Consider the following 24,773-nt stretch of genomic DNA (forward strand, 5'->3'; position numbering starts at 1 on the left):
TCCCGTTCACAGGCCCGGCCCTCCCTGGAGGGCCGGGCCTCTTCGTGCGCCACCCCGCGGGGGAGATTCCTTCCTGCTGACGCCCTGCTGCGGCGAAAAGCGACATACGATCGATCTTCCCCTTCCCGATCCAGGATTCCGGTGGAGCATGACCGACAGAGCCAACACCCTCCCGGCACAGCCCGAACCCGCCCCCTCCGACGCTTCGGTGCCGTCCTCGGCCCGCATGTGGAACTACTGGATCGGCGGCGAGCACTACCACCCGGTGGACAAGGAGGCGGCCGACGCCGCCGCCGAGCTCTACCCCGAGGTCCCGCGCATCGCCCGCACCGCCCGCCTGTTCCTCGGCCGCGCCGTCACCCACCTCGCCGGGGAGGCCGGGGTCCGGCAGTTCCTCGACCTGGGGTCCGGCCTGCCCGTGGACGACAACGTCCACGAGATCGCCCAGCGCGTCGCGCCGGCGTCCCGGGTCGTCTACGTCGACAACGAGCCGCTCGTCCTCGAGCACTCCGCCGCCCTGCTGGCCTCCCGCCCCGAAGGGCGCTGCGGCTACGTCGACTCCGACGTGCGGAACGTGGAGCACATCCTGGAGCGGGCCGCCGAGGTCCTGGACCTCACCCGGCCGGTCGCGGTGCTGATGCTCGGCATCCTGGGCAACATCGCCGACGACGCCGAGGCCGCCTCGATCGTGGCGCGGTTCACGGCGGACCTCGTACCGGGCAGCCACCTGGTCGTCAACGACGGCATCGACACGCCCGAGCGCGTGGCGGCCGCCGCGCGGCACAACGCCCGGCACGCCGAGTCGGCCTACCACAACCGCAGCCCGCAGCAGATCGCGTCGTTCTTCACCGGCCTGGAACTGCTCGAGCCCGGCCTGGTCCCCACCTCCCGCTGGCGCCCGGGGACCGCCCCCGACCAGATCGAGGAGATCGGCTCGGTCTGCGGCGTGGCGGTCAAGAGGCAGCGCACCGGTTGACCCTGACGCGACGTCAAGGTGTTCCATGAGGGCATGCGGATCGGCGAACTCGCCGCGCTGGTCGGGGTCTCCACCCGGACCGTGCGGCACTACCACCACCTGGGCCTGCTGCCCGAACCCGTGCGGCGCGTCAACGGGTACCGGGAGTACCGCCTGCGGGACGCCGTACTGCTCGCCCGAGTCCGGCGGCTCGCCGAGCTGGGGATGCCCCTGGACGAGATCCGCGGCGTGACGGCCGGCGACCGGGGCCGGGAGCTGCGCGAGGTGCTCCTGGAACTGGACGCCGACCTCGCCCGGCAGCAGGAGGAGCTCGCGGCCAGGCGGCGGCGGCTCGCGGCGCTGCTGGCCGAGGCCGACCTCCACCCGGATTCGGCGGTCTCCCCGGAGATGGCCGCGATCCTGCGCGACCTGCCCGCCCCGGGATCGAAGTTCGCCGAGTTCGACCGCGAGATGCTGGCCCTGGTCGACACGGCGGCCGACGCCGGGCAGCGCGCGCAGTGGCTGGCGATGCTGGAGCCGCTCACCGCCCCCGAGGCCGTCGCCCGGGGACACGAGCTGTACCGGCGGCTCGACGAGCTCGCCGACGCCGCTCCGGACGACCCCCGCGTCACCGCACTGGCGTCCGACCTGGTGGCGCACCTGCCGCCGGAGCTGGCGTCGGGGATGGCCGCGAACACGGATGTCGACGGGCAGCGGGTCCCGCAGTGGCTGGCCGACCTCTCCGTCGAAGTGACCCCCGCTCAGACGGAGGTCTTCCGTCTGGTCGTGACCATGCTGAAGGAGCGGACATGACCCTCCGCCTCGCCCGGACCGCCCTCTACGCCATCATCCCCGCCGAAGTGCTCCTGGTGCTGCTTCTCGTCGCCGATGTCCCCCTTCCCGCTCCGCTCGTCGCGGGCGCCGAGGTCATCGTCATGGCCGTGCTCCTGCTGGAGCTCACGGCGGCCACCCGCCTCTATCTGGCGGCCCGCCGCGACGGCCTGGGACGGCGGGAGTCGGCGCGTGCCGTCTACGAGGAACTGGTCCCGCGCCAGGTCCGCCGCCTCATGGGCTTCGACCTCAGGGGCCTGGCCAGCCTCGTGCTGTGGCTGGCCCGCCGCCGCGACGTGCCGCCCGGCGCCGTCCCCGTGGGCTACTCCAAGGGACAGACGACGACCATGCTGATGTTCCTGTTCGCGATGGTCGTGGAGCTGGTCGGCCTGGAGTTCCTGCTCCGCGCCCTGGACTGGCCTGCCGCCGTCCGCGTCGCGGTCCTCGTCATCGACCTCTACTCCGTTCTCATCGTCCTGGCCGTGATCGCCTCCTGCGTCACCCGCCCCCACCTCGTCACCCCGGACGAGTTGCGCCTGCGCTACGGCGTCTTCTTCGACCTGCGCGTCCCCCGCCACCTCATCAAGTCCGTCCGGACCTCCCGCAACTACAACGAGACCGGCCTCGTCACCCTCGCGGACGGCCGGCTGGCCCTCGCCGTCTCCTCCCAGACCAACGTGGTCGTCGAGCTCGCCGAGCCCGTCACCGTCACCCGCCCCCTGGGCCGCCAGGCCCCGGCCGCCACCTTGCGCTTCTTCGCCGACGACCCGGACCTCGCCCACGGTGCCCTGCGGCCCCGAACCGATCGGGACCCCGTCCTCGACCCCGCCTGAGAGGCGGCGGGCGTCACTCCGGACGGTTTCGCGGCAGCGGCCCTGGGTTCATCCTGCATTAGGGTCTCATCAGCGATACTCTCTTGAGAGATGGTATCGCTGATGAAACTATTCTTGGTGAGAGTTGGTCGGGGGCGCTCATGCACCGTTTCGTCGGAAGGCAACGAGAGCTGGAGGTCCTCGCCACCGCTCTCGAACGGATCCGTGCGGGGATCGGCTCGGAGCGATCCGGGCAGTGCGTTCTCCTGCGCGGGAGACGCCGGGTGGGCAAGTCCAGTCTCGTCGAGGAGTTCCTCCGGCGTGCCGAGGTGCCGTCCCTTTTCTTCACGGCCGCGGGCGGACCCGCTGAGGACGAGCTGGTGGAACTGGCCGAGACCGTCGCGACCTCGACTCTCCCTGATCGGGCACTGTTCGCGGAGGAGGCTCCGAACCACTGGAACGCCGCCTTCAGGCTCCTTGCGGAACTCCTCCCCGATGATGCTCCGAGCGTGGTCGTCTTTGACGAGGTCCCCTATCTCATGGACCGCGTCGACGCTTTCGAGGGCATGCTGCAGCGGGCTTGGGACCGGTTCCTCAGCCGCAAACCGGTGCTGTTGCTGCTGGTCGGCTCGGACCTTTCCATGATGGAGGCGTTGAACGACTACGACCGTCCCTTCCACCAACGCGGACGTGAAATGGTCCTGGGACCGCTGAATCCCGCAGATCTCGCCGAGCTGCTCGACCTGGAGCCCGCCGCCGCCTTCGACGCCGCTCTGGTCACCGGTGGGCTGCCTCTGATCTGCGCGGAATGGAGTCCCGGGCAGACGATGTGGGACTTCCTCCGTGACTCGCTGGACAACCCGATCTCCGCGCTGCTGGTCTCGGCCGAGCGCTCCCTGGCCGCGGAATTCCCGCCCCAAGCGATGAGCGGTGCCGTGCTTCGTGCGATCGGATCCGGGGAGAGGACGTTCACCAGCATCGCGCGGGCCGCGGGAGGAATCTCGAACGCCACCCTCACCCGGGCCACAGATGTCCTCATCCGGAAAGGGATGGTGGCGGCAGAGCTGCCCGTCTCGCTCCGGCCCTCGAAAGAACGCCGCTACCGGGTGGCGGACCCTTACCTGCGCTTCTGGCTGACGTTCCTGGATCCGCACATGGCGGAGATCGAACGGCTGCGCGGGGACCTGACCCTCGCCCGGATCCGGCGGCAATGGACGAGTTGGCGCGGTCGTGCGGTCGAGCCTTCGATCCGTGACTCTCTGGCCCGTCTTCTTCCTGACGGCGAGATCCCGGCGGCTCCGGTGATCGGCGGATACTGGACGCGCAGCAACGACGTCGAAATCGACCTGGTGGGTGCGGACCGGCAGCCGGTGGCCGGTCGGCTCCTCTTCCTGGGCTCCATCAAGTGGCTGGAGAACTCTCCTTTCGACGACCGCGATCTCACCGCCCTGCAGAACCATCGATCCGCCGTCACCGATGACCCTCTTCCTCTGGTGGCGGTCTCCCGCAGCGGCACCGACTGCTTCGGCCTCCATGCGGCCTACGGCCCCGAAGACCTGATCCGCGCCTGGCGCAACCGCTGACGTGACCGGGCGGTGTTCTCGCCGGTGGGACCCGCGTCCCGTGCACCGGATGCGCCGGTGCGCGGGACGCGGGTCCTGGAACGGGGGATCGGGTCAGGAGCCTGCGCCGACGTACTCGCGGAGGTGGCGGGCGGTCAGGGTGTCGGCGTCGGCGACCAGGTCGGCGGGGGTGCCCTCGAAGACGATCCGGCCGCCGTCGTGGCCGGCGCCGGGACCGAGGTCGATGATCCAGTCGGCGTGGGCCATGACGGCCTGGTGGTGCTCGATGACGATGACGGTGTTGCCGGCGTCGACGAGGCGGTCCAGGAGGGCCAGGAGCTTGTCGACGTCGGCGAGGTGCAGGCCGGTGGTCGGCTCGTCCAGCACGTAGGTGCGGCCCTTCTCGGCCATGCGGATGGCGAGCTTGAGGCGCTGGCGCTCGCCGCCCGACAGGGTGGTGAGGGGCTGGCCGAGGCTCAGGTAGTCCAGGCCGACGTCGGACAGGCGGTCGAGGACGGCGCGGCTCTGGCCCGAGGGGAAGAAGTCGCGGGCCTCGGCGACCTGCATGGCCAGGACCTCGCTGATGTCCTTGCCGCGCAGCTTGTACGTCAGCACCTCGGGGGTGAAGCGGCGGCCCTCGCACTGCTCGCACACCGAGGCGACGCCCGCCATCATCGCCAGGTCGGTGTAGACCAGGCCGATGCCCTTGCAGTTCGGGCAGGCGCCCTCGGAGTTGGCGCTGAACAGCGCGGCCTTGACCTTGTTGGCCTTGGCGAACGCGGTGCGGACCGAGTCGAGCAGACCGGTGTAGGTGGCGGGGTTGCTGCGCCGCGACCCCCGGATGGGCGACTGGTCGACGGTGACGACGTCGTCGCGGCCGCGCAGCGAACCGTGGATCAGGGAGCTCTTGCCCGAGCCCGCCACGCCGGTGACGACGGTCAGCACGCCCAGCGGGAGGTCGACGCTGACGTTCTTGAGGTTGTGCGTGGCCGCGTCGGTGATCGGCAGGACGCCCCGGTGCGGGCGCACCTGCGCGCGCAGCCGGGCGCGGTGGTCCAGGTGCCGCCCGGTGAGCGTCCCGGACGCGCGGAGCCCGGCGACGTCGCCGGTGTAGCAGATCCGGCCGCCCGCCGCGCCCGCGCCGGGGCCGAGGTCCACCACGTGGTCGGCGATCTCGATGACCTCCGGTTTGTGCTCGACGACCAGGACGGTGTTGCCCTTGTCGCGCAGGCGCACCAGCAGGTCGTTCATCCGCCGGATGTCGTGCGGGTGCAGGCCGACGGTCGGCTCGTCGAAGACGTAGGTGACGTCGGTGAGGCTGGAGCCCAGGTGGCGGACCATCTTGACCCGCTGGGACTCCCCGCCGGACAGGGTGCCGGACTCGCGGTCCAGGCTGAGGTAGCCCAGGCCGATCTCGGTCATGGAGTCGAGGACGTCGCGCAGGGAGGCGAGCACCGGCCCCACCGACGGGTCGTCGATCTTGCGGATGAGCTCGGCGAGGTCGCTGATCTGCATGGCCGAGCACTCGGCGATGTTGCGGCCGTCGATCCGGCAGGACAGCGCCGCCTCGTTGAGCCGCGCCCCATCGCAGGCCGGACAGCGCTCGAACTTCACCGCCCGGTCGACGAACGCCTTGATCTGCGGCTGCATCGACTCGCGTTCCTTGGCCAGGAACAGGCGCTGCACCTTCACCACGAGGCCCTCGTAGGTGACGTTCATGCCGTTCTGCTTGATCTTCGTTGCGGGCTTGTGGAGGAAGTCCGCCCACTGCTCGGGCGTGTAGTCGCGGAGCTTGACGTCCGGGTCGACCAGGCCGGACTCGGCGATGGTCTTCCAGTACCAGGTGTCGACACCGAAGTTCGGGACGGTGATGGCGCCCTCGTTGAGCGACCTGTCCCGGTCGACCAGCTCGTCGACGTCGATCTGGGAGACCCGCCCGAGCCCCTCGCACTCGGGGCACATGCCCTCGGCGTTGTTGAAGCTGAACGCGCTGGACGTGCCGACGTACGGCTCGCCGATCCGGCTGAAGACGATGCGCAGCATGGCGTACGCGTCGGTGGCGGTGCCCACGGTGGAGCGGGAGTTGGCGCCCATGCGCTCCTGGTCGACGATGATCGACGCGCTGAGGTTGCGCAGCGCGTCGACGTCGGGCCGGCCGAGGCTGGGCATGAACGACTGGATGAACGCGGTGTACGTCTCGTCGATCAGCCGGCGCGACTCGGCGGCGATGGTGCCGAACACCAGTGACGACTTGCCCGAACCGGACACCCCGGTGAAGACGGTGAGCCGCCGCTTGGGCAGGTCGAGCGAGATGTCGTCGAGGTTGTTCTCCCGGGCGCCGCGGATCTCGATGACGTCATGGCTGTCGGCGGGCAGGCGCGACCCGGAGGGAGAGGCGGACGTGCTGCTGGACGGGGTCATGCCGGGGTTCCTCCGAACACTTTAGGGTGTATAGAGTCAAGGTTGGCATACTAGAGGAGCGGTAGGACGTTTTCTTCCGTGCTCGACGGGCTGAGGAGTTCGCGTTGACGGTCTACGCCGCGCAGGGCGATCCGCGCCGGACGATGGCCCTGCTGTGGGGCGTCCGCGACACCGGGCGGCGCCCCGGGCCCAAGCAGGGCCTGAGCGTCGAGCTGATCGTGGCGACGGGCGTCGCCGTCGCCGACGAGCGGGGCATGGCGGAGCTGTCCATGCGCGCCGTCGCCGAGCGGCTCGGCCGCACGGCCATGGCCCTGTACACCTACGTCCCCGGCAAGAACGAGCTGGTCGACCTCATGTACGACAGCGTCCACGCCGAACTGCCCGTCGAGTACGACCTCCGGGACGGCTGGCGCGCCGCCATGGCGGCCAGGGCGGAGGACCTGTGGGACTTCCACCTCCGCCACCCCTGGACGCTCCAGGTGTCGCAGGCCCGCCCCGTCCTGGGCCCGTGCGAGTACCGGATGCTCGAGACGTCCGTGCGCATCCTGCGGGAGAGCGGCCTTTCGGCACCCGCCCTGCGGCGCGGCATCTGGGCCCTGCACCACTTCATCCGGGGGTCCGCCCAGGCCGTCGCGGAGGCCCGCCAGGCCGCCGCGGCCACCGGCCTCTCCGACGACGACTGGTGGTACGCCCGCTCCGAGGCGCTCGAGGAGATCGCCCCCGACTTCGCCGCGCGCTTCCCCGTCATCACCTGGATGGAGAACGAGGGCGCCTTCCAGATGGAGGACGAGACCGTCCCCTACCTGGAGCAGGAGGCCCGCGAGACCTTCGCCGCCGGGCTCGTCGCCCTCCTCGACGGCATCGAGACCACCCTGGCCGGGTCCCGCGGGGACTCCCTTGACCCCGGGGCTACACTGGTGGGCAGCGAAGGGGAGTAGTCCCGAAATACCGGCTGGTCGACATACTGGGCGTCTGCGGAGGCCCCGGCCACCGGGCCCCGTACGGGGTGGACGAGACCTTCGGCCGTGGCATGACCGTGCCCGTGCGACCGCGCGGGCCGCTCCATCATGCCGGGCCGAACGGTTCTCCCGTCGCCCCTCCGGGCGCCGCCCGAGCCTGCAGGCCCGGCCCCCGCAGAAAGCGCTCCAGCATGTCTCTCGACCCCCTGGCGATCCTGGCGGCCTTCGGGCTGATCTTCCTGGCCGAACTCCCCGACAAGACGATGTTCGCGTCCCTGGCCATGGGCACCCGCATGCGCCCCCTGTACGTGTGGTTCGGCACCTCCACCGCGTTCGTCGCGCACGTCGCCCTGGCGGTCGGCGCGGGAGGCCTCCTCGGGCTCCTGCCGGACACGGCGGTCAAGCTGGTCTCCGCCGCCCTGTTCGCCTTCGGCGCCTTCGTCCTGCTGCGCTCCGGGGGCGACGACGACGAGGCCGACGGCGGCGGCAGGACGATCACCGGCTTCTGGCCCGTCTACACCGCGGCGTTCATGACCGTGTTCATCAGCGAGTGGGGCGACCTCACCCAGATCACCACCGCCAACCTCGCGGCCTCCAACGGCCTCCTGCCCACCGCCATCGGTTCGGCCGCGGCCCTCATGACCGTCTCCGCCCTCGCCCTCCTCGCCGGGCGCTTCATCGCCACCCGGGTCCCCCTCAGGACCGTGCAGCGCTTCGGCGGCCTCTGCATGGCCGCCCTGGCGACCTGGACCCTCGTCCAGGCCTTCACGGGCTGATCCCCGGAAGGCCGCGGGGAGGGCCACCCTCCCCGCGGGGGACTTCACGCGGGACGGTGCCGGACGGCCTCGGGGAAGTGGGAGGCCAGCAGGTCGGGGGACTCCTGCCTGCCGTCGAGGACGCGGTTGGTGCGGTTGACGGCCTTCCAGCCGGCGGGGCCGCGGCGGAGGCGCCAGTGGTTGGCGGTGGCGCGGCGGACGGTGAAGCCGTCGGGGGTGTTGACGATCATCAGCGTGTAGCAGACGGCGGTGGCCTCGTCGCCGTCCAGGGTGATGTGCGGGGGCCCGGCGAAGTGGGCGCAGCCGCCGCTGATCCAGTTCTGGTGGTTGCGGGAGCGCACCATGCCCGAGAGCTGGTCGTGGCCCTGCATGTAGATCTCGTCCACGTCGTAGACGCCGTCCTCCTCCCACAGCTCGGCGACCTGGCGGTCGCAGCCGCTGTCGACGAGGGGCGCGTAGGAGAGGATCAGCCTGGTGATGGCCTGCTCGTCCTCCAGCCGCCGGAGGCGGGCCTCCATGGCGGCGAGGCGCTGCTCGACGTCGCTCACAGCTCCTCCCCGAAGGCCAGGTCCCACTTGCCGGCGAGGCCGCGCAGGGCGGCGAGCTGCTCGCAGTAGTGCTCGGCCGAGGCGGCCTTGATCCGGACGCCGGCGATGGTGGCGCCCGCGTCGCCCAACGCGCGCAGGGCGGAACCGGCGGCCTCGGGGGAGCCCAGGGGGTCCAGCGCCCGGTCGGGGGAGAGCACCACGTCGAAGCCGTCCGGCAGCTCGACCTTGCCGAGCATCGCCGAGAGGGCGTCCAGCGGCAGCCCGAACGGCACCCAGCCGTCGGCGTTCGCGGCGCGGCGCAGGGAGCGCAGCGTCCGCCCGCCGATCCACAGGGGCACCTGCTCCTGGACGGCGTGCGGCTCGACCACCATGCCGGAGAAGGAGTAGTGCTCGCCCTGGTAGGACGGCTCCCGCCGGGAGAGGGAGGCCCGCAGCGCGGCGAGGGCGTCGTCGGCGCGGGCGCCGCGGCCGGCGAAGGGCGCGCCGAGCAGCTCGAACTCCTCCTCCAGGCTGCCCACGCCCAGGCCGAGGACCACCCGGCCGCCGCTGACGGCGTCCAGGGTGCCGTAGCGCTTGGCGATCTCCAGCGGGTGGTGGTAGCCGAGCACGAGGACCTGGGTGGCCAGGCGGACGCGCCGGGTGCGGGCGGCCAGGTAGCCGAAGGTCGCCAGCGGGTCCCAGTAGACGCCGCCGCGCTGGGCGGCGGCCTCGGCGGGCACGGCCACGTGCTCACTGCAGGTGAGGTGGTGGTAACCCAGCCGGTCGGCGGTCTCGGCGATCAGGCCGATCTCCTCGATGCCCGCCCGCGCCTCCCACGCGCCGTGGCCCAGGGGTGGCTGAGCCACCACGGGAGTGATGATGCCGATGCGCATCCGTCGTCCTTCCTCGTCGGCGATGAGCCAGTTATCAGAAAACGTTCTAGTCTGCGGGGGGTCGGGCGGAGCGGCCGGTCCCGGCTGCCGGAAACCCGCTGACATCGAGTTAACCAGGCAAGACGGCCCCTCTTCCCAAGGCGCGGGCCGATTGCTACATTCGGGTTAACGAGAATTCATTTCAGTCGTTTGGGAGGGCACGGTGAGCGAGCAGACCACGGAGACCACGGTGCGCGACGACCCGCCGCCGTCGATGGTCGAGCGGATGACCCTCATCCTCGACGCCTTCAACGGGCGATCGGCCCGGCTGACCCTGGAGGACGTGGCCCGCCACACCCGGCTGCCGCGCTCCACCGCCCACCGGATCCTGGACCAGCTGGTCCGCCAGTCCTGGCTGGAGCACAACTCCTACGGCTACGCCCTGGGCCGCCGCGCGCTGGGTCTCGGTGGGCAGGACCGCGGCCACGGCAAGCTCCGCGAGGCGGCCGCCCCGCTGCTGCACGAGCTGCAGATCACCACCGGCCTGGTCGCGCACCTGGCGGTCCTGGACGGCTCGGAGATCTTCTACCTCGACAAGGTCGGCGGCCGGTTCGCCTCGTCCGTGCCCTCGCGGGTCGGCGGCCGCGCCCCGGCGCACTCCACCGCGCTCGGCAAGGCGATCCTGGCCTGGCTGGAGCCCGAGGAGGTCGACGAGAAGACCGGCGGCGGGCTCAGCCGGCTGACCAGCCGCACCATCGGCGAGCTGGGCACCCTGCACCAGGAGCTCTACCGGGTGCGCCAGCGCCGCGGCCTGGCCTTCGAGCGGGGCGAGTCCGTCCCCAACATCGCCTGCGTGGCGGCGGCCGTCCGCGGCCCGGAGGGGCCGGTCGCGAGCATCTCGCTGGTCGGCACCCTCAACACCCCGCTGGAGAAGGTGGCACCGCTGGTGGCCTCGGCCGCCCGCGAGATCGCCCAGACCCTCTTCCCCGGCACCGGCTCGCCGCGCCGCGCTCCCGGGCGCGCCCCCCGGAGCCGGTCGGCCGCCGTCCAGGAGAGCGGCACCTGGTCCGCCGAGACCATGAACCGCCTGCTGGCCCTGGACGGCCGCGGCGACTGGATGTGAGCGTCTCAGCCCCACTGCCCGCTGCCGAACCACATCTCCGGGGTGAGCAGCGGGGCCGGCTCGTCCAGCCCGAACCTGCTGCGGAAGAAGACCATCGGCCGGCCCTCGTTCACGTGCTCCACTTCCAGGATCCGGCCGATCACCACGTCGTGGTCGCCCTCGGCGTGCACCGCGTGCACCGAGGCGTGGACGCGCAGCAGCACGCCGGGCAGGGAGGGCGTGTCCCACCGGGACGTCTCCCAGTCCAGCCCCTCGTACTTCAGCCCCTTGCTCGACCCGAACCTCCCGCACAGGTCCTGCTGGTCCTCACCCAGGATGTTGACGCAGAACCGGCCGGAGGTGCGGATGCGTGGCCAGGTGCGGCCACGGTGGTCGGCGCAGAACAGCACCAGCGGCGGCTCCAGGGAGACCGACGCGAACGACTGGCACGCGAAGCCCACCGGCTCGGCGCCGTCCATGCCGGTGATCACGGTGACGCCGCTGGCGAACTCCGCCATGGCGCGCCGGAAATCGGCGGGGGTGAGCTGCGGGAGACCGGTGAGCGCGGGTTCGGCTGTCATGGGATCACCTCGTGGTCCTCGTGGCGGGCGCGGCCGGCGAAGGCTCGGCGGTACCGAACGTAAGACTCCAGTCCAATATTGCGGAGGGAGGATCCCGATGAGTGGAAGAAACCCCCGAACCGCCGCTCCAGCACCCGGGAAAGGCGGGCATCCCGCTCAACGGGATCGTCGCGGACATCGCGGCGGACCCCTCATCTACTTTCCGAACACCTTGAGAATCCGGAGGACCGAGGGACGATGACCACAGAGCCGACCTACGAATCGACGTTGCGTGAGCTCTCCACCGACCAGGGCGTGCTGCGCTACCACGAGGCCGGTGACGGACCGCCCCTGCTGATGCTGCACGGCTCCGGTCCCGGCGTCACCGGATGGCGCAACTACCGCGGCAACCTGGCGCGGTTCGCCGAGCACTTCCGCTGCCTCGTCCTGGAGTTCCCCGGTTTCGGCGTCAGCGACCCGACCGAGGAGCACCCGATGGTCGCCGCCGCGGGTTCGATCACGCGCTTCCTGGACGGCCTGGGCCTGCAGAAGGTCGACGTCATCGGCAACTCCATGGGCGGCATCATCGGCACCCAGTTCGCGATGGCCGACCCCGACCGCGTCGGTCGGCTGGTGACCATCGGCGGCATGGGCACCAACATCTTCAGCCCCGGCCCCGGCGAGGGCATCAAGCTCCTCGCGGAGTTCACCGACGACCCCAGCCGCGAGAGGCTGATCCGCTGGCTGCACTCGATGGTGTACGACCCCGCCCTGGTCACCGAGGAGCTGATCGAGGAGCGCTGGGCGCAGGCCACCGATCCCGAGACCCTGGCCAGCGCCCGCCGCATGTACGGCAGCAAGGCCATGGCGGCCCGCGCCAAGATGGCGGCGGCCTCCCCGCAGCCGCCCTACTGGGCGATGCTGCACAAGCTCAAGGCCAAGACGCTGATCACCTGGGGTCGCGACGACCGGGTCAGCCCGGTCGACATGGCCCTGGTGCCCATGCGCACCGCCCCCGACGTGGAGGTGCACATCTTCCCCAACTGCGGTCACTGGGTGATGATCGAGCAGAAGGAAGCGTGGGAGAGCGCCGTCCTGGCCTTTCTGACCCGTGAGGAGCGGAAGGCATGACGGAGAACCAGAGCTGGGACGCCGAGTACGACCTGGTGGTCGTGGGCAGCGGCGGCGGCGGCATGGTCGCCGCGCTGACCGCCGCCGACGCCGGCATGAGCGTCCTGATCATCGAGAAGGGCTCGAAGTTCGGCGGCAGCACCTCCATGTCCGGAGGCGGCATCTGGATCCCCAACAACCCGACGCTGCGGGCCAAGGGCCACAACGACAGCCGCGAGTCGATCCGCCGCTACCTCGACCTGCTCACCGAGGGCAAGGTCCCCGCGGCGCGGCTCGACGCCTACGTCGACCACGGCCCCGCCGCGATGGAGCTGGTCGGCAAGAGCAAGTGGATGAAGTTCTTCTGGACCAAGGGCTACGCCGACTACCACCCCGAGCTGGAGGGCGGCCGGCCGCTGGGCCGGTCCATCGAGGCCAAGCCGTTCGACACCCGCAAGCTGGGCGAGGACGAGAAGTTCCAGCGGCCCAACAACATGAAGGGCCCGCTGGGCCTGTGGATCACCAGCAAGGACTACCACGACCTGGCGATGGTCAAGCGCACCTGGGCGGGCCGCCGTGCCTCGCTGGTGGCCGCCTGGCGCGTGGCGTCCAACATGGTCCTGCGCCGCCACATGTCGACGGGCGGCCGGGCGCTGGCCGCGCGGTTGCGGATGGCGCTCAAGGACGCGAACGTCCCGCTGTGGGTGCGCACCAGCATGACGGACATCGTCACCGACGAGAACGGCGTCGTCACCGGCATCGTGGCCACCGAGCGCGACGGCAAGGTCCACCGGCTGCGCGGCCGCCACGGCGTGCTGCTGGCCACCGGCGGGTTCGACCACAACCTGGAGATGCGCAAGAAGTACCTGCCCGAGGGCGGTCAGGACGACTTCGCGATGGGCGCGCGGGAGCTCACCGGCGACGGCATCACGCTGGGCGAGAAGCTCGGCGCCGCGGTGGACTTCATGGACGACGCCTGGTGGATGCCCGCGGTGCGCCACCCGGCCGGCGCGGTGATCCCGCTGGTGTCCGAGCGCGCCATCCCCCGGCACGTGATCGTCGACAAGACCGGCAAGCGCTTCACCAACGAGGCGTCGCCGTACGTCAACTTCGTCCACGACCAGCTCGAGGGCGGCCACGTCCCGGCCTGGTTCATCATGGACGCCACGACCCGGTCCCGCTACCCGTTCGCGCAGATCCTGCCGGGCGCGCCGATCCACAAGAAGTTCTTCGAGGCGGGGATCGCCTTCAAGGCGAACACGCTGGAAGAGCTCGCGGAGCAGATCGGCGTCCCCGCGGACGCGCTGACCGAGACCATCCGCAAGTTCAACGGCTACGCCCGGGACGGCAAGGACCCCGAGTTCGGCCGGGGCGAGAGCGCCTACGACCACTACTACGGCGACCCGACCCTGAAGAACCCCAACCTCGACCCCATCGAGACCGCCCCCTACTTCGCCTTCCGGCTGGAGGTCGGCGACCTGGGCACCAAGGGCGGCCTGGTCTGCGACGAGAACAGCCGGGTGCTGCGCGAGGACGGCTCGGTCATCGAGGGCCTGTACGCCACCGGCAACACCTCGGCGTCGGTGATGGGCAACGAGTACGCGGGTCCGGGCGCGACCATCGGCCCCTCGATGGTCTTCGGATACATCGCGGCCAGGCACGCCGCGGGCAAGCGCAAGGCAGAACGTACATGACAGGATCCCTCAAGGTCCGGGTCGCGCAGGTCGTCCGCGAGACGGAGGACGCGCGCTCGCTCGTCCTCGAGCCCGCGGAGGGCCAGGAGGACCGCTTCTCCTACCGGCCCGGGCAGTTCCTCACCATCCGGGTGCCCGCGGGCGAGGGATGGGCGGCCCGCTGCTACTCGCTGTGCAGCTCACCGGAGGTCGACGACCTCCTGAAGGTGACGGTCAAGCGGGTGGCGGGCGGTCTCGGCTCCAACTGGATCTGCGACAACGTCACCGAGGGCGACGTCCTGGAGGTGCTGCGGCCCGCCGGGGCGTTCACCCCGGCCTCGCTGGACGCCGACTTCCTGCTCGTCGCGGCGGGGAGCGGCATCACCCCGGTGCTGTCGATCCTCAAGTCGGCGCTGGCGCGGGGCCAGGGGAAGATCACCCTGCTGTACGCCAACCAGGACGAGCGGTCGGTGATCTTCGCCGAGGAGCTGCGGGAGATCGTCGCCGCGCATCCCGGCCGGGTGTCGGTCCTGCACTGGCTGGTGTCGGTGCAGGGCCTGCCGACCACCGCGGCGCTCCGCGCGCTGGCCGAGCCCTTCACCGGCCGCGAGGCCTTCGTCTGCGGGCCCGGCCCGTTCATGGACGCGGCGACCGAGGCGCTCACCGGCCTGGGCATGCCCGCCGAGCGGGTGCACGTGGAGAAGTTCTTCTCGCTCGGCGGCGACCCGTTCGCCGAGAGCGAGCCGGAGCCGGAGACCGGGGAGGGCCAGGGCTCCGTCGAGGTCGAGGTCGAGGTCGACCTCGACGGGAAGGCCAGCACCGTCACCTGGTCCGGGTCCGGCTACCTGCTCGACGCGCTGCTGCGCGCCGGACTGGACGCGCCCTTCTCCTGCCGCGAGGGCTCCTGCTCCGCCTGCGCCTGCGTGGTGCTGGAGGGGGAGGTCACGCTGGACGCCAACACCGTCCTGGACGACCAGGACCTCGCGGACGGTCTCATCCTCGCCTGCCAGGCGAGGCCCCTCAGCGACAGACTCAAGATCAGCTACGACGGCTGACATCAGGACAGAATTCTCACGGGAGATCAGGCGATGAGCGAAAGCGTGCTCGACAAGATCATGGAACGCGCGGAGGAGATCCGCGAGTGCGGTCCCTCCAACGAGTCCCTCGGGCGGCTCGACGACAAGGCCGCCAAGGTGCTGCGCGACTCCGGGGCGATCCGGATGCTGCAGCCCGCCAAGCACGGCGGCCTGGAGGTGCACCCCCGCGAGTTCGCCGAGACCGTCATGGGCGCGGCCTCCCTCGACGGCTCCACCGGCTGGGTCACCGGCATCGTCGGCCTGCACCCGTGGGAGATGGCGTTCGCCGACGAGCGGGTCCAGCAGGAGATCTGGGGCGAGAACCAGGACACCTGGATCGCCTCCCCCTACGCCCCGATGGGCGTGGCGCGCCCCGTCGACGGCGGCTACATCCTCAACGGCCGCTGGCAGTTCTCCTCCGGCACCGACCACTGCACCTGGATCTTCCTGGGCGCCATGGTCGGCGACTCCGAGGGCAAGGTCGCGCAGCCGCCGTCCGCGCTGCACGTCATCCTGCCCCGCTCGGACTACGAGATCGTCGAGGACTCCTGGAACGTCGTCGGACTCGAGGGCACCGGCTCCAAGGACATCATCGTCAAGGACGCCTTCATCCCCGACTACCGGGTGCTGAAGTACAACGAGGTCATCGACGGCACCGCGGTGCGCCGCGCCGGGCTGACCAACCCGCTCTACCACGTGCCCTACACCTCGATCTTCCCGCTGGGCATCACCTCCGCCGTGGTCGGCATCGCCGAGGGCGCGCTCGCCGCGCACCTGGCCTACCAGCGCGGCCGGGTCCAGATCACCGGCACCAAGATCAAGGACGACCCGTACGTCCTGTACGCGATCAGCGAGGCGGCCGAGGAGATCAAGGCCTCCCGCGTCATGCTGCTGGACTACATCTCGCGCATGTACGACAAGGCCGCCGCGGGCGGGGAGTTCACCTTCGCCGAGCGCGCCGCGGCCCGCCGCACCCAGGTCCGCTCGGCCTGGCGCGCGGTCCGCGCCATGAACGAGATCGTGGTCCGCTCCGGCGGCAACGGCCTGCGCAAGGACAACCCGATCCAGCGCTTCTGGCGGGACGCCCACATGGGCCTGGCCCACGCCATCCACGTGCCGGGCTCGGTCTTCCACGTCTCGGCCCTCACCCAGATGGACATCGAGCCCCCCATGGGCCCGATGCGCTCCATGATCTGACCCGGATCGAGCGCGCGAAGGCCCCGTTCCCCTCGGGAACGGGGCCTTTCTCCGTGCCTCCGGTCAGGCGGGCGCGTCGAGCGAGGCGACCAGCTTGGGGGTCCAGACGACCCTGCCGAGGAAGCGCCCGGCCTCGGGGGAGGTGGCCAGCCACACCACGGCACGGCCCGGCGCCTCCTCGGGAGTGGGCTCGAAGCCCCTGTCCGCGATGGCGGAGGTGCCGCCCCTGGCCGCGCCCGCCTCGGTGACGACGAAGCCGGGGTCGAGGTTGAAGGCGCGGACGCCGCGGTGCAGGTACTCGGCGTTGACGGCGCCGGCCAGCCGCCCGAACGCGGCCTTGGACGCCGAGTAGGCCACGCCCCAGCCGCCCTCGCCGGGCGGGGCGGGCGGGTCGGTGGTGGCCGACCCCGAGCACAGGTTGACGATCGTGCCGCCGCCCCGCTCGAGCATGGCCGGGACCACGGCCTGGATCAGGGCGAGCTGGTGCAGGTGGTTGCCGGTCATGGTGCGGGCGGCGACGTCCAGGTCCAGATCGAGGAGCCGGTCGTGGTTGCCCGCCAGGTGCGCCACGGCGTTGTTCACCAGCAGGTCCACGCGCCCCCACGCCTCCAGCACGGTACGGGCGGCCGCCCGGACGCTCGCCAGGTCGAGCAGGTCCATCCGGACGGGCAGGGCGCGCGCCCCGAGCGCCTCGATCTCCGCGCGGGTCTTCTCCAGGCTGCCCGGGACCGCGGACTCCGCCTCCCCGTTCCCGTACCGCGGGGGTATGCGGCCCTGCCCCTCGACGAGGGTGCGGGCGGTGAACGCCACGTCGTGACCCGCTCCGGCCAGGGCGAGCGCTATCCGCCTGCCGATACCGCGGCTCGCCCCGGTCACCAGGGCGACCGGCTTGGTCGATGACGTCATCCGATCTCGCTTTCGTTCGTGCCGTCCGCCGATGACACCGGCAACGCGGAAGGAGCGAGTGACGACTCTCACTGAGCGGGAAAGGCCACCCGGAGGGAGGCGGGCTTTGACAGCTTGATCCTGCGGGCGGAGGTTCGGCCGCGAATCGTTGAGGATGGGATCGAGGACGTTATATGACGCAGATCCGTGGGCTCGGTTATCTGAGGGTCCAGACACGTCACATCGACCGCTGGCGCGAGCTGGCGATCGACTCGCTGGGGTTCGCCGAGGGGTCCGGACCGGATCCCGACGGGCTCTACCTGCGCATGGACGAGCGCAGGTACCGGCTGGCGCTGCTGCCCGGCGACGCCGACCGCGTCCTGGCCATCGGCTGGGAGGTTCGCGACCAGTACGCGCTGGCCGCCGTCCGCGAGGCCGTCGAGAAGGCCGGCATCGAGGTGGCGGACCTGTCTCCCAAGGAGGCCGCCGCGCTGGACGTCGAGGCCGCCATCACCTTCAAGGACCCCGCGGGCAACCCCGTCGAGGTGTTCTACGCGCCGGTCCTCGACCACAGCCCGCTGGTCACCAAGCTGGCGAACACGTTCGTCACCGGTGAGAACGGCATGGGCCACGTCGTGCTGCCGACCCCGAACTTCCAGGCGACGTACGACTTCTACTGCGAGGTCCTGGGCTTCCTGCCGCGCGGCGCGATGAAGGTCGGCGGCGGCCACGTGCGGGTGCGCTTCCTGGGCGTCAACCAGCGCCACCACAGCCTGGCGATCTGCCCCGCCCCGCACGACGGCGACCCCGGCCTGGTGCACCTGATGGTGGAGGCCGACAAGCTCGACACCGTCGGGCGGGCGCTGGACAACATCAACAAGCGCGGCTTCTCGCTCTCCTCCACGCTGGGCCGGCACACCAACGACAAGATGGTGTCCTTCTACGTCCGGGCCCCCGGCGGCTGGGACGTCGAGTACGGCTGCGAGGGCATGCTCGTCGACGAGAGGTACTACACCGCCGAGGAGATCACCGCCGACAGCTACTGGGGTCACGACTGGTCGGGCTCCGAGCCGCTGGCCGCGTTCACCCCGCCCGGGAAGTGACGCCCGTGTCCTCTTCTGTTGAACCGGTCGAGCTCGCCGAAGTCGATGCCTTCGACCACGAGTGCGATGTCCTGGTCGTCGGATTCGGCGTGGCCGGCGCCGCGGCGGCGTACGAGGCCGCGGCGGCCGGCGCGAACGTGATCGTGCTGGAGCGGGCGAGCGGCGCGGGCGGCTCCTCCGGCCAGTCCGGCGGCGAGCTGTACCTCGGCGGCGGCACCGGGACCCAGAAGGCCCTCGGCTTCGACGACACGCCCGAGGACATGTACGCCTTCCTGGAGAAGGCGCTCGGCCCCCACGCCGACACCGAGAAGCTGCGGCTGTACTGCGACGGGAGCGTCGAGCACCACGACTGGTTCGTCGCGCGCGGCGTGGAGTTCAAGCACACCCTCTTCGAGGGCCAGGCCTGGATGCCGTTCACCGACGACGGGCTGATGTGGCTGGGCGAGAACGCCTGGCCGTACAACGACATCGCCAAGCCCGCCCCGCGCGGGCACCGGCCGCCCGCCCCCGGCTTCGCCGGCAACCTCCTCATGCAGAAGCTCGAGGAGGCCGTCACCGCGGCCGGGGCCGCCACCCACACCGACACCGTCGCGTCCCACCTCGTGATGGACGGCGGGCGGGTCGCCGGCCTGGTGGCGCGCAGGTTCGGCGCGCCCGTCACCTACCGGGCGCGCAAGGCCGTCGTCCTCACCACCGGCGGGTTCGTCGACAACGAGGAGATGCTGGCCCACCACGCCCCGGTGCTGGTGGGGCTCGGCAAGGTCAGCGACGGCCTCGACGACGGCTCGGGCATCCGGATGGCGGCCGCGATCGGCGCGGCCACCCGGCGCATGGGCGTCGTGGAGATCTCGATGACGGCGCTGCCCGCCCTGGTCGCCCGCGGCATGCTGGTGAACGGCCGGGGTCAGCGCTTCGTCAACGAGGACGTCTACCCCGGCATCTACAGCACCCACGCCATTCTCCAGGAGCCCGGCCCCTACTGGGGGATCATCGACGAGGAGGGCTTCGAGTCCATCCCGCCGGGCGACCTGTGGCAGGTGCAGCCCAAGTACGTCGAGGAGACCCTCGCCGAGCTCGAAGAGGCACTGGGCATGCTGCCGGGCGCCCTCGAGCACACCGTCGAGGTCTACAACCGGCACGCGGAGAACGGCGAGGACCCCCACTTCCACAAGGACGCCCGCTGGCTGCGCCCCCTGAAGGGCCCGTTCGCCGCGGTCGACCCCCGCGACGGCTTCTTCGGGACCGGCGCGGGCAGGGGCAGCGGAGCGGCCGGGTTCACCCTCGGCGGCCTGCACACCACCGTGGACGGCGAGGTCCTCAACGTCTCCGGCGAGCACATCCCCGGCCTCTACGCGGCGGGCCGGGCCTCGTCCGGCATGCACGGCGAGGGCTACATCAGCGGCACCTCCCTGGGCGACGGCTCGTTCTTCGGCCGCCGCGCGGGCAAGGCAGCCGCACGAGAGGAATAACGAGTGAAGTACGCGGTTCTGGCGCCCGTCGCGGCGGGCGTCACCGCAGACCCCGCGTGGATCGGCCCGTACGCCGAGCACGCCGAGGCCTGCGGGTTCGAGTCGATCGTCGTGGTCGAGCACGCGGTGGTGGCCAGCGGCTACTCCAGCGTCTACCCGTACGACAAGTCCGGGAAGATGGAGCTCGCCGACGACCTCGACATCCCGGACCCGCTGGACCTGCTGGCGTTCCTGGCCGGGCGCACCACTCGCATCGGGCTGGCGACCGGCGTGCTCGTCCTGCCCAACCACCACCCCGTGGTGCTGGCCAAGCGGGTCGCCACCCTGGACGCCCTGTCCGGGGGACGGGTCCGGCTGACCGTCGGCATGGGCTGGATGCGCGAGGAGATCGAGGCCTGCGGCGCGGACTTCGACACCCGCGGCCGCCGCGCCGACGAGCAGCTCCAGATCCTGCGGGCGCTGTGGGCCGACACCGCGCCCGAGGGCGCGGCGTTCGACGGTGAGTTCTTCGGCTTCGAGAAGCTGATGAGCTACCCCAAGCCCCGGCAGGAGGGCGGCGTCCCGATCCACATCGGCGGCCACACCAAGGCCGCCGCCCGCCGCGCCGGCCGGTACGGCAACGGGATCCAGCCGCTCGGCCTGGCGGGCGAGGAGCTTCAGTCGGTGCTGAAGCTGATGCGCTCCGAGGCCGAGAAGGCCGGACGCGACCCCGAGGCGCTGGAGCTGACCCTCGGCCACTCGCTCTCGGTCGTCACGCCCGAGAAGGCCGAGAGGCTGGCGGCGCAGGGCGCCGACCGGCTCGTGCTGCGCGCCGCCCCGACGGGCGACCTCTCCGAGGCGAAGGACGAGCTGTCGGCGTGCGCCGAGCGGCTCGGCCTGGGCGGGGCATGACGCTCTCGACGGGCGACCGGGTCGGGCTCGCCGACCTGGTCGCCCGGTACGCGCTGCACGTGGACCGGCGGGAGTTCGACGCGCTGGCGGGGCTGTTCGCCTCCGACGCGGTACTCGTCCTGCCCGACCCGCCGGGGTCGCTGGAACCCGTTCTGGAGTACTCCGGGCGGGAGGAGGCCCGCGCGGCGATAGCCCGTGTCGAGTTCTTCCCCGTCACCTCGCACTTCCTCGGCGGGCAGGTCTTCGACCCCGGGCCCGAGCACGACACGGCCACCGGCTGGGTGAGCTGCGCCGCCCACCACCTGTCCGTGCGCAGGGACGGCGAGCCTGCCGACCTGGTGTGGCACATCCGCTACGAGGACGCCTACCGGCGCGAGGAGGGCGACTGGCGCTTCACCCGCCGCGCCCTGCACATCGACTGGATCGAGACCAGGCCCGTCCGCCGCATGCGCGGCTGACCCGGCCGGTGAGGAACGTTCCATGACCCGCACCAGCATCGTGACCGGCGGAGCCCTGGGCATCGGCGGCGCCACCAGCCGCCGCCTCGCCGCCGACGGCGACCTCGTCGTCCTCAACGACATCGACGCCGACGCCGCGGAGAGGACCCGCGCGCGGATCGAGGCCTCCGGAGGCCGCTGCGTCACGGTGATCGGCGACATCGTCGAGGACGACACCGTCAAGCGCGTCACCGAGACGGCCCTGGAGGCCGGTGACGGCCGCGTGGACGTCCTGGTCAACAACGTCGGCGACTTCCGCCCCGCCGCCAAGTCGTTCCAGGACAGCACCCCCGAGCAGTGGCAGCGCCTCTACGAGCTGAACCTGCTGCACGTCTTCAAACTCACCCACGCCGTCCTCCCCGCCATGGTGGAGCAGCGCAGGGGCAGCATCGTCAACAACTCCACCGTCGAGGCCTTCCGCGGCATCCCCGCCCACCCCGTCTACTCGGCCTTCAACGCCGGTGTCTCCGCCTTCACCAAGAGCCTCGCGGTGGCCGTCGGCAACCAGGGCGTCCGCGTCAACGCCATCGCCCCCGACCTTGCCAACACCGAGCAGACCCCCGCCGCCTGGATGCTCCGCGACCACGACCCGGCCCTGATGCACACCTGGGTCCCCCTGGCCCGCTTCGGCGAGCCGGAGGACTACGCCTCCGTCATCGCCTTCCTCGCCTCCGACGACGCCGCCTTCGTCACCGGCCACACCATCCCCGTCGACGGCGGCACCCTCGCCGCCTCCGGCTGGTTCGCCCGAGCCGACGGCAAGGGCTGGACCAACCGCCCCCAGCGCACCTGACCGGCACCACCGAAAAGACCCTCGAAGGCGCGGATCAACCCGCTTCGCGAAGGGTCCGGAACCGCACGCCGAGCCGCATCTCCAGCGCCTCGGCGAGACGTTCCAGCAGGGGAACGGTCCCTGTCAGCCCCGGCTCCTCGCACCGGAGCCGTACGGCCTCGCCGAGCTCGAAACGGATGCGGGCGGCCTCGTAGGAGGCCCCCGCCCCGGGACGCCCCATGATCTCGGCCCGCTTGTCGGCCCAAGCCTTGCGCTCGCCCGTGTTCCTCATTCCTCGGTGCCCTCGCGGGCCCGGTGCTCGAGGGCGGCGGAGCGGGTGAGGGCGTCGAGGACGAGGTCGAGGCCGAACCCGAACTCGGCGCCGAAGTCGTAGTCGGGGCGGAGGATGTGCTCGGTGACGAACTCGAGGAGGTAGGGGTACTCCTCGGGGGAGATCTGCCGTGCCATCGGCTCGGCGACGTCGGCGGCCTTCTGCGGGGCCTCGTAGGGGAAGGACGCCTCCTGGAGGACGAACCCGTAGACGTAGCTGTCGAGCAGGGTGTAGGCGTGGGCGGCCATCGCCGGGGAGAAGCCCGCGCGGCGCAGGACGCCGAGGGACGCGTTGTGGTGGCGCAGCCTGGCGGGGCCGGAGACCGTCCTGGACTCCATGAGGCCGACCGCCCAGGGGTGGCGGCCGAGCACCAGGCGGATCGAGGAGGCCCTGCGGTGCATCTCCGTCCGCCAGTGCCCGTCGATCGACGGGACGGCGATCTCGTCGAAGACGAGGTCGATGATGCCGTCGAGGATCTCGTCCTTGTTGGCGACGTAGTGGTAGACCGACATCGGCCTGACGCCGAGCTCCTCGGCGAGCGAGCGGATCGTCAGCGCCGCGAGCCCCCGCGCGTCGGCGACGGCGAGGGCGCCGTGCAGCACCCGTTCCCGGCTGAGCGGGACACGGGCTCCTGGACTCGTACTGGCTGACCTCGGCATCGGATTCCGAGGATAGCGGTTTCGTACTTAGTACTATACGCTTTCGTACTAAGTACGAACACTCGTGCGGCAGCCCTGTGAAGAGGAGAGCCATGTCGACGAGAACAGCCGGACGGATCGTGGGAGCCCTGTTCCTGCTCGCCTTCGCCGTCTACATCACGGGCACGGCCCTGGTCGGCTCCGGCTCGGGCCTCCCGGACTCCCCGCCCCGCGCGGACGACCCGCGGATCCCCGCGGGAGCGCTTCTGATGCTGGTCAACTCCGCGGCCGTCGCCGGCATCGGAGTGCTGGCGCTGCCCGTCCTGAGACCGCATGACGAGACCTCCGCCCACGCGTACGCGATCTCCCGGGCGATCGAGGCGGTGATGCTGGCCGTGGGGGTCGTCTTCGTCCTGCTGCTGGTGCCCCTCGCGAAGGAGCAGGCCGACGCCGGGGCCGAGGGTTCCGCGTTGTTCCAGGCGCTGGCGAGGACCGCGCTCCAGGGGAACGAGTACGCCTACCAGGTCGCCATGACCTCCCTCGCCGTCGGCGGCCTGCTGTTCTGCCGCGTCCTGCTGCGCGCCAGGCTGGTGCCGGCGCCCCTGGCCGTGTGGGGCCTGGCCGGATACGCCGTCTTCCTGGCCGGAGCGGTCCTGGAGATCCTGGGCCACGAGGTGGGCCTGGTCCTGTCGGTCCCGGGCGGCCTCTTCGAGGTCGCGTTGGGAGTGCTGCTCGTCGTCCGCGGCTTTCCGGCGGTCGGGGCCGACGCCCGCAGGCTGCCGGTCACGTGAGGGCAAGGCCCCCTGGGCGTCCGAACGCCGCGGCATGAGCCCGGTCGGCGCTCGTCCGCCCGCGGGGGTCAGCCGTCGCCGGACCCGGCGAACGCCCGGCGGGCGTGGCCGAGGAGTTCGCGGAGGGCGGGGGTGCCGGTGTCCTTCCAGATCAGGGCCAGGAGGGCGGGGGAGCGGGCACCGTCGATGGGGAGGGCGGTGAGGTGGTCGCGGTAGTGGGCGGCCATGGACTCGGAGAGGACGGCGACGCCGAGGCCGCGCGAGGCGAGGGCGGCGATGGCGTCGGCGGCGCCGGCCTGCAGGGCGATTCTCGGGGTGAGGCCGTGGGCGGCGCACGCCCGGTCGAAGACGGTGCGCAGGCCGGTGCCGGGAGGCATGCAGATGAGCGGGTGGGCGCACAGGTCGGCCAAGGCGACTCGACGCCGCTCCGCCAGGGGGTGCGCGGGCGGGACGGCGGCGACGAGGTGCTCGCTGATGATCGTCAGGGACCCGAGGTCCTCGGGGGCGGTCGCGGCGCCGATGAGGGCCAGGTCGAGGGCGCCCGCGCGGACCTGCTCGGTGAGGTGTTCGGAGTCGTTCTCGAGCAGCGAGAGCTCCACGCCGGGATGGGCGCGGTGGAACGCGGCCAGGGCGTCGAACAGGGGCGTGATGGTGCAGCCGATGACCATGCCGACGGCGAGTTCGCCCCGGATCAGGTCGCTCACCTCGTCCACGGCCTGCCCCACGGCTCCGGCGGCGGCCAGGGCCGCGCGGGCGTGTTCGAGAGCGGCCTTCCCGGCGACGGTCAGGGCGACGGTGCGGGTGGAGCGGTCGAACAGTTCGGCGCCGAGTTCCCGTTCCAGGCGGCGGATCTGGGCGCTGACACCGGACTGGCTGATGTGCAGCCGCTCGGCGGCGCGGGTGAAGTTGCGCTCTTCGGCCACCGCGACGAAGTACTCCAGCTGGTGCAGTTCCATAAGCTCA

25 protein-coding genes are annotated in these 24,773 nt (G+C 71.5%); 17 read left to right on the top strand and 8 right to left on the bottom strand.

Features of this window, described 5'->3' with window-relative positions; genetic code table 11:
- Positions 1 to 148: 148 nt before the first annotated feature.
- The 4 genes from C2865_RS31040 (at position 149) to C2865_RS31055 (ending at position 4,181) form a co-directional block, all read left to right on the top strand.
- The gene (locus C2865_RS31040; RefSeq protein WP_106402157.1) at positions 149 to 976 is read left to right on the top strand and encodes an SAM-dependent methyltransferase; all 828 of its coding nucleotides are present in this window, start codon (positions 149 to 151) and stop codon (positions 974 to 976) included.
- A gap of 33 nt (positions 977 to 1,009) precedes the next feature.
- On the top strand, positions 1,010 to 1,768 hold the full coding sequence (locus C2865_RS31045; protein WP_106402158.1) for a MerR family transcriptional regulator: 759 nt from the start codon (positions 1,010 to 1,012) through the stop codon (positions 1,766 to 1,768).
- Positions 1,765 to 2,619 carry a hypothetical protein gene (locus C2865_RS31050; protein WP_198653727.1) on the top strand — a complete coding sequence of 285 codons (855 nt, stop codon included), beginning with the start codon at positions 1,765 to 1,767 and terminating at the stop codon, positions 2,617 to 2,619. The genes C2865_RS31045 and C2865_RS31050 overlap by 4 nt, the downstream gene beginning before the upstream one ends.
- Positions 2,620 to 2,759: 140 nt before the next feature.
- Positions 2,760 to 4,181, top strand: a complete 1,422-nt coding sequence (locus tag C2865_RS31055) for an ATP-binding protein (protein WP_106402159.1) — start codon at positions 2,760 to 2,762, stop codon at positions 4,179 to 4,181.
- A gap of 93 nt (positions 4,182 to 4,274) precedes the next feature.
- On the opposite strand, the gene C2865_RS31060 is transcribed toward C2865_RS31055, so the two are convergent.
- Positions 4,275 to 6,581 (bottom strand): ATP-binding cassette domain-containing protein, encoded by a 2,307-nt coding sequence (locus C2865_RS31060; protein ID WP_198653728.1) that lies wholly within the window; start codon positions 6,579 to 6,581, stop codon positions 4,275 to 4,277.
- 104 nt (positions 6,582 to 6,685) lie between these two features.
- Between C2865_RS31060 and C2865_RS31065 the strand changes: the two genes are divergently transcribed.
- Complete coding sequence (locus tag C2865_RS31065) at positions 6,686 to 7,519, top strand: TetR/AcrR family transcriptional regulator (protein ID WP_106402160.1); 834 nt, start codon at positions 6,686 to 6,688, stop codon at positions 7,517 to 7,519.
- 212 nt (positions 7,520 to 7,731) lie between these two features.
- A complete protein-coding gene (locus C2865_RS31070) occupies positions 7,732 to 8,316 on the top strand; it encodes a TMEM165/GDT1 family protein (RefSeq protein WP_106402161.1) in 585 nt (194 codons plus the stop codon).
- 44 nt (positions 8,317 to 8,360) lie between these two features.
- On the opposite strand, the gene C2865_RS31075 is transcribed toward C2865_RS31070, so the two are convergent.
- Both C2865_RS31075 and C2865_RS31080 read right to left on the bottom strand, forming a co-directional pair.
- The gene (locus tag C2865_RS31075; RefSeq protein ID WP_232835900.1) at positions 8,361 to 8,864 is read right to left on the bottom strand and encodes a nuclear transport factor 2 family protein; all 504 of its coding nucleotides are present in this window, start codon (positions 8,862 to 8,864) and stop codon (positions 8,361 to 8,363) included.
- A complete protein-coding gene (locus C2865_RS31080; RefSeq protein WP_106402162.1) occupies positions 8,861 to 9,736 on the bottom strand; it encodes a TIGR03619 family F420-dependent LLM class oxidoreductase in 876 nt (291 codons plus the stop codon). The genes C2865_RS31075 and C2865_RS31080 overlap by 4 nt, the downstream gene beginning before the upstream one ends.
- 202 nt (positions 9,737 to 9,938) lie before the next feature.
- On the opposite strand from C2865_RS31080, the gene C2865_RS31085 reads away from it, so the two are divergent.
- Positions 9,939 to 10,838, top strand: coding sequence for an IclR family transcriptional regulator (locus C2865_RS31085; RefSeq protein ID WP_232835901.1), 900 nt, complete (start codon positions 9,939 to 9,941; stop codon positions 10,836 to 10,838).
- Between the two features lie 5 nt (positions 10,839 to 10,843).
- On the opposite strand, the gene C2865_RS31090 is transcribed toward C2865_RS31085, so the two are convergent.
- A complete protein-coding gene (locus C2865_RS31090; RefSeq protein ID WP_106402163.1) occupies positions 10,844 to 11,398 on the bottom strand; it encodes a flavin reductase family protein in 555 nt (184 codons plus the stop codon).
- 237 nt (positions 11,399 to 11,635) lie between these two features.
- Here C2865_RS31090 and C2865_RS31095 point away from each other — a divergent pair, with 237 nt between their 5' ends.
- From C2865_RS31095 to C2865_RS31110, 4 genes are read left to right on the top strand one after another with little or no spacing between them, the layout of a single operon-like run.
- Complete coding sequence (locus C2865_RS31095; protein ID WP_106402164.1) at positions 11,636 to 12,508, top strand: alpha/beta fold hydrolase; 873 nt, start codon at positions 11,636 to 11,638, stop codon at positions 12,506 to 12,508.
- Complete coding sequence (locus tag C2865_RS31100; protein WP_106402165.1) at positions 12,505 to 14,181, top strand: FAD-binding protein; 1,677 nt, start codon at positions 12,505 to 12,507, stop codon at positions 14,179 to 14,181. The genes C2865_RS31095 and C2865_RS31100 overlap by 4 nt, the downstream gene beginning before the upstream one ends.
- Entirely contained in the window at positions 14,178 to 15,215 is a 1,038-nt protein-coding gene (locus C2865_RS31105) for a ferredoxin--NADP reductase (RefSeq protein WP_106402166.1), read from the top strand. The genes C2865_RS31100 and C2865_RS31105 overlap by 4 nt, the downstream gene beginning before the upstream one ends.
- Positions 15,216 to 15,248: 33 nt before the next feature.
- Positions 15,249 to 16,433: an acyl-CoA dehydrogenase family protein gene (locus C2865_RS31110; protein ID WP_106402167.1), complete on the top strand. Its 1,185-nt coding sequence runs from the start codon at positions 15,249 to 15,251 to the stop codon at positions 16,431 to 16,433.
- Positions 16,434 to 16,496: 63 nt separating this feature from the next.
- Here C2865_RS31110 and C2865_RS31115 read toward each other — a convergent pair whose 3' ends face one another.
- Positions 16,497 to 17,339 (bottom strand): SDR family NAD(P)-dependent oxidoreductase, encoded by an 843-nt coding sequence (locus C2865_RS31115; RefSeq protein ID WP_106402168.1) that lies wholly within the window; start codon positions 17,337 to 17,339, stop codon positions 16,497 to 16,499.
- Between the two features lie 173 nt (positions 17,340 to 17,512).
- On the opposite strand from C2865_RS31115, the gene C2865_RS31120 reads away from it, so the two are divergent.
- The 5 genes from C2865_RS31120 to C2865_RS31140 are packed head-to-tail and all read left to right on the top strand — an operon-like array spanning position 17,513 to position 22,071.
- Positions 17,513 to 18,421, top strand: a complete 909-nt coding sequence (locus C2865_RS31120) for a VOC family protein (RefSeq protein WP_106402169.1) — start codon at positions 17,513 to 17,515, stop codon at positions 18,419 to 18,421.
- A gap of 5 nt (positions 18,422 to 18,426) precedes the next feature.
- Entirely contained in the window at positions 18,427 to 19,890 is a 1,464-nt protein-coding gene (locus C2865_RS31125; protein WP_106402170.1) for an FAD-dependent oxidoreductase, read from the top strand.
- A 3-nt stretch (positions 19,891 to 19,893) separates the two neighbouring features.
- Positions 19,894 to 20,781 (top strand): LLM class F420-dependent oxidoreductase, encoded by an 888-nt coding sequence (locus C2865_RS31130; RefSeq protein ID WP_106402171.1) that lies wholly within the window; start codon positions 19,894 to 19,896, stop codon positions 20,779 to 20,781.
- A complete protein-coding gene (locus C2865_RS31135; RefSeq protein WP_106402172.1) occupies positions 20,778 to 21,239 on the top strand; it encodes a nuclear transport factor 2 family protein in 462 nt (153 codons plus the stop codon). The genes C2865_RS31130 and C2865_RS31135 overlap by 4 nt, the downstream gene beginning before the upstream one ends.
- Positions 21,240 to 21,261: 22 nt before the next feature.
- Positions 21,262 to 22,071, top strand: a complete 810-nt coding sequence (locus C2865_RS31140; RefSeq protein ID WP_106402173.1) for an SDR family NAD(P)-dependent oxidoreductase — start codon at positions 21,262 to 21,264, stop codon at positions 22,069 to 22,071.
- Between the two features lie 34 nt (positions 22,072 to 22,105).
- Here the strand turns inward: C2865_RS31140 and C2865_RS31145 are convergent, their stop codons facing one another.
- Together C2865_RS31145 and C2865_RS31150 are read right to left on the bottom strand one after the other, a co-directional pair.
- Positions 22,106 to 22,342, bottom strand: coding sequence for an XRE family transcriptional regulator (locus C2865_RS31145; RefSeq protein ID WP_106402174.1), 237 nt, complete (start codon positions 22,340 to 22,342; stop codon positions 22,106 to 22,108).
- Entirely contained in the window at positions 22,339 to 23,040 is a 702-nt protein-coding gene (locus C2865_RS31150; protein WP_106402175.1) for a TetR/AcrR family transcriptional regulator, read from the bottom strand. Before C2865_RS31150 ends, C2865_RS31145 begins: the two co-directional genes overlap by 4 nt.
- Before the next feature lie 92 nt (positions 23,041 to 23,132).
- Between C2865_RS31150 and C2865_RS31155 the strand changes: the two genes are divergently transcribed.
- On the top strand, positions 23,133 to 23,810 hold the full coding sequence (locus C2865_RS31155; protein WP_106402176.1) for a DUF4386 domain-containing protein: 678 nt from the start codon (positions 23,133 to 23,135) through the stop codon (positions 23,808 to 23,810).
- Positions 23,811 to 23,878: 68 nt separating this feature from the next.
- Here C2865_RS31155 and C2865_RS31160 read toward each other — a convergent pair whose 3' ends face one another.
- Complete coding sequence (locus tag C2865_RS31160; RefSeq protein WP_106402177.1) at positions 23,879 to 24,766, bottom strand: LysR family transcriptional regulator; 888 nt, start codon at positions 24,764 to 24,766, stop codon at positions 23,879 to 23,881.
- Between the last annotated feature and the right edge of the window lie 7 nt (positions 24,767 to 24,773).

This window comes from Actinocorallia populi, from assembly GCF_002995495.1.
GTDB lineage: Bacteria > Actinomycetota > Actinomycetes > Streptosporangiales > Streptosporangiaceae > Actinocorallia > Actinocorallia populi.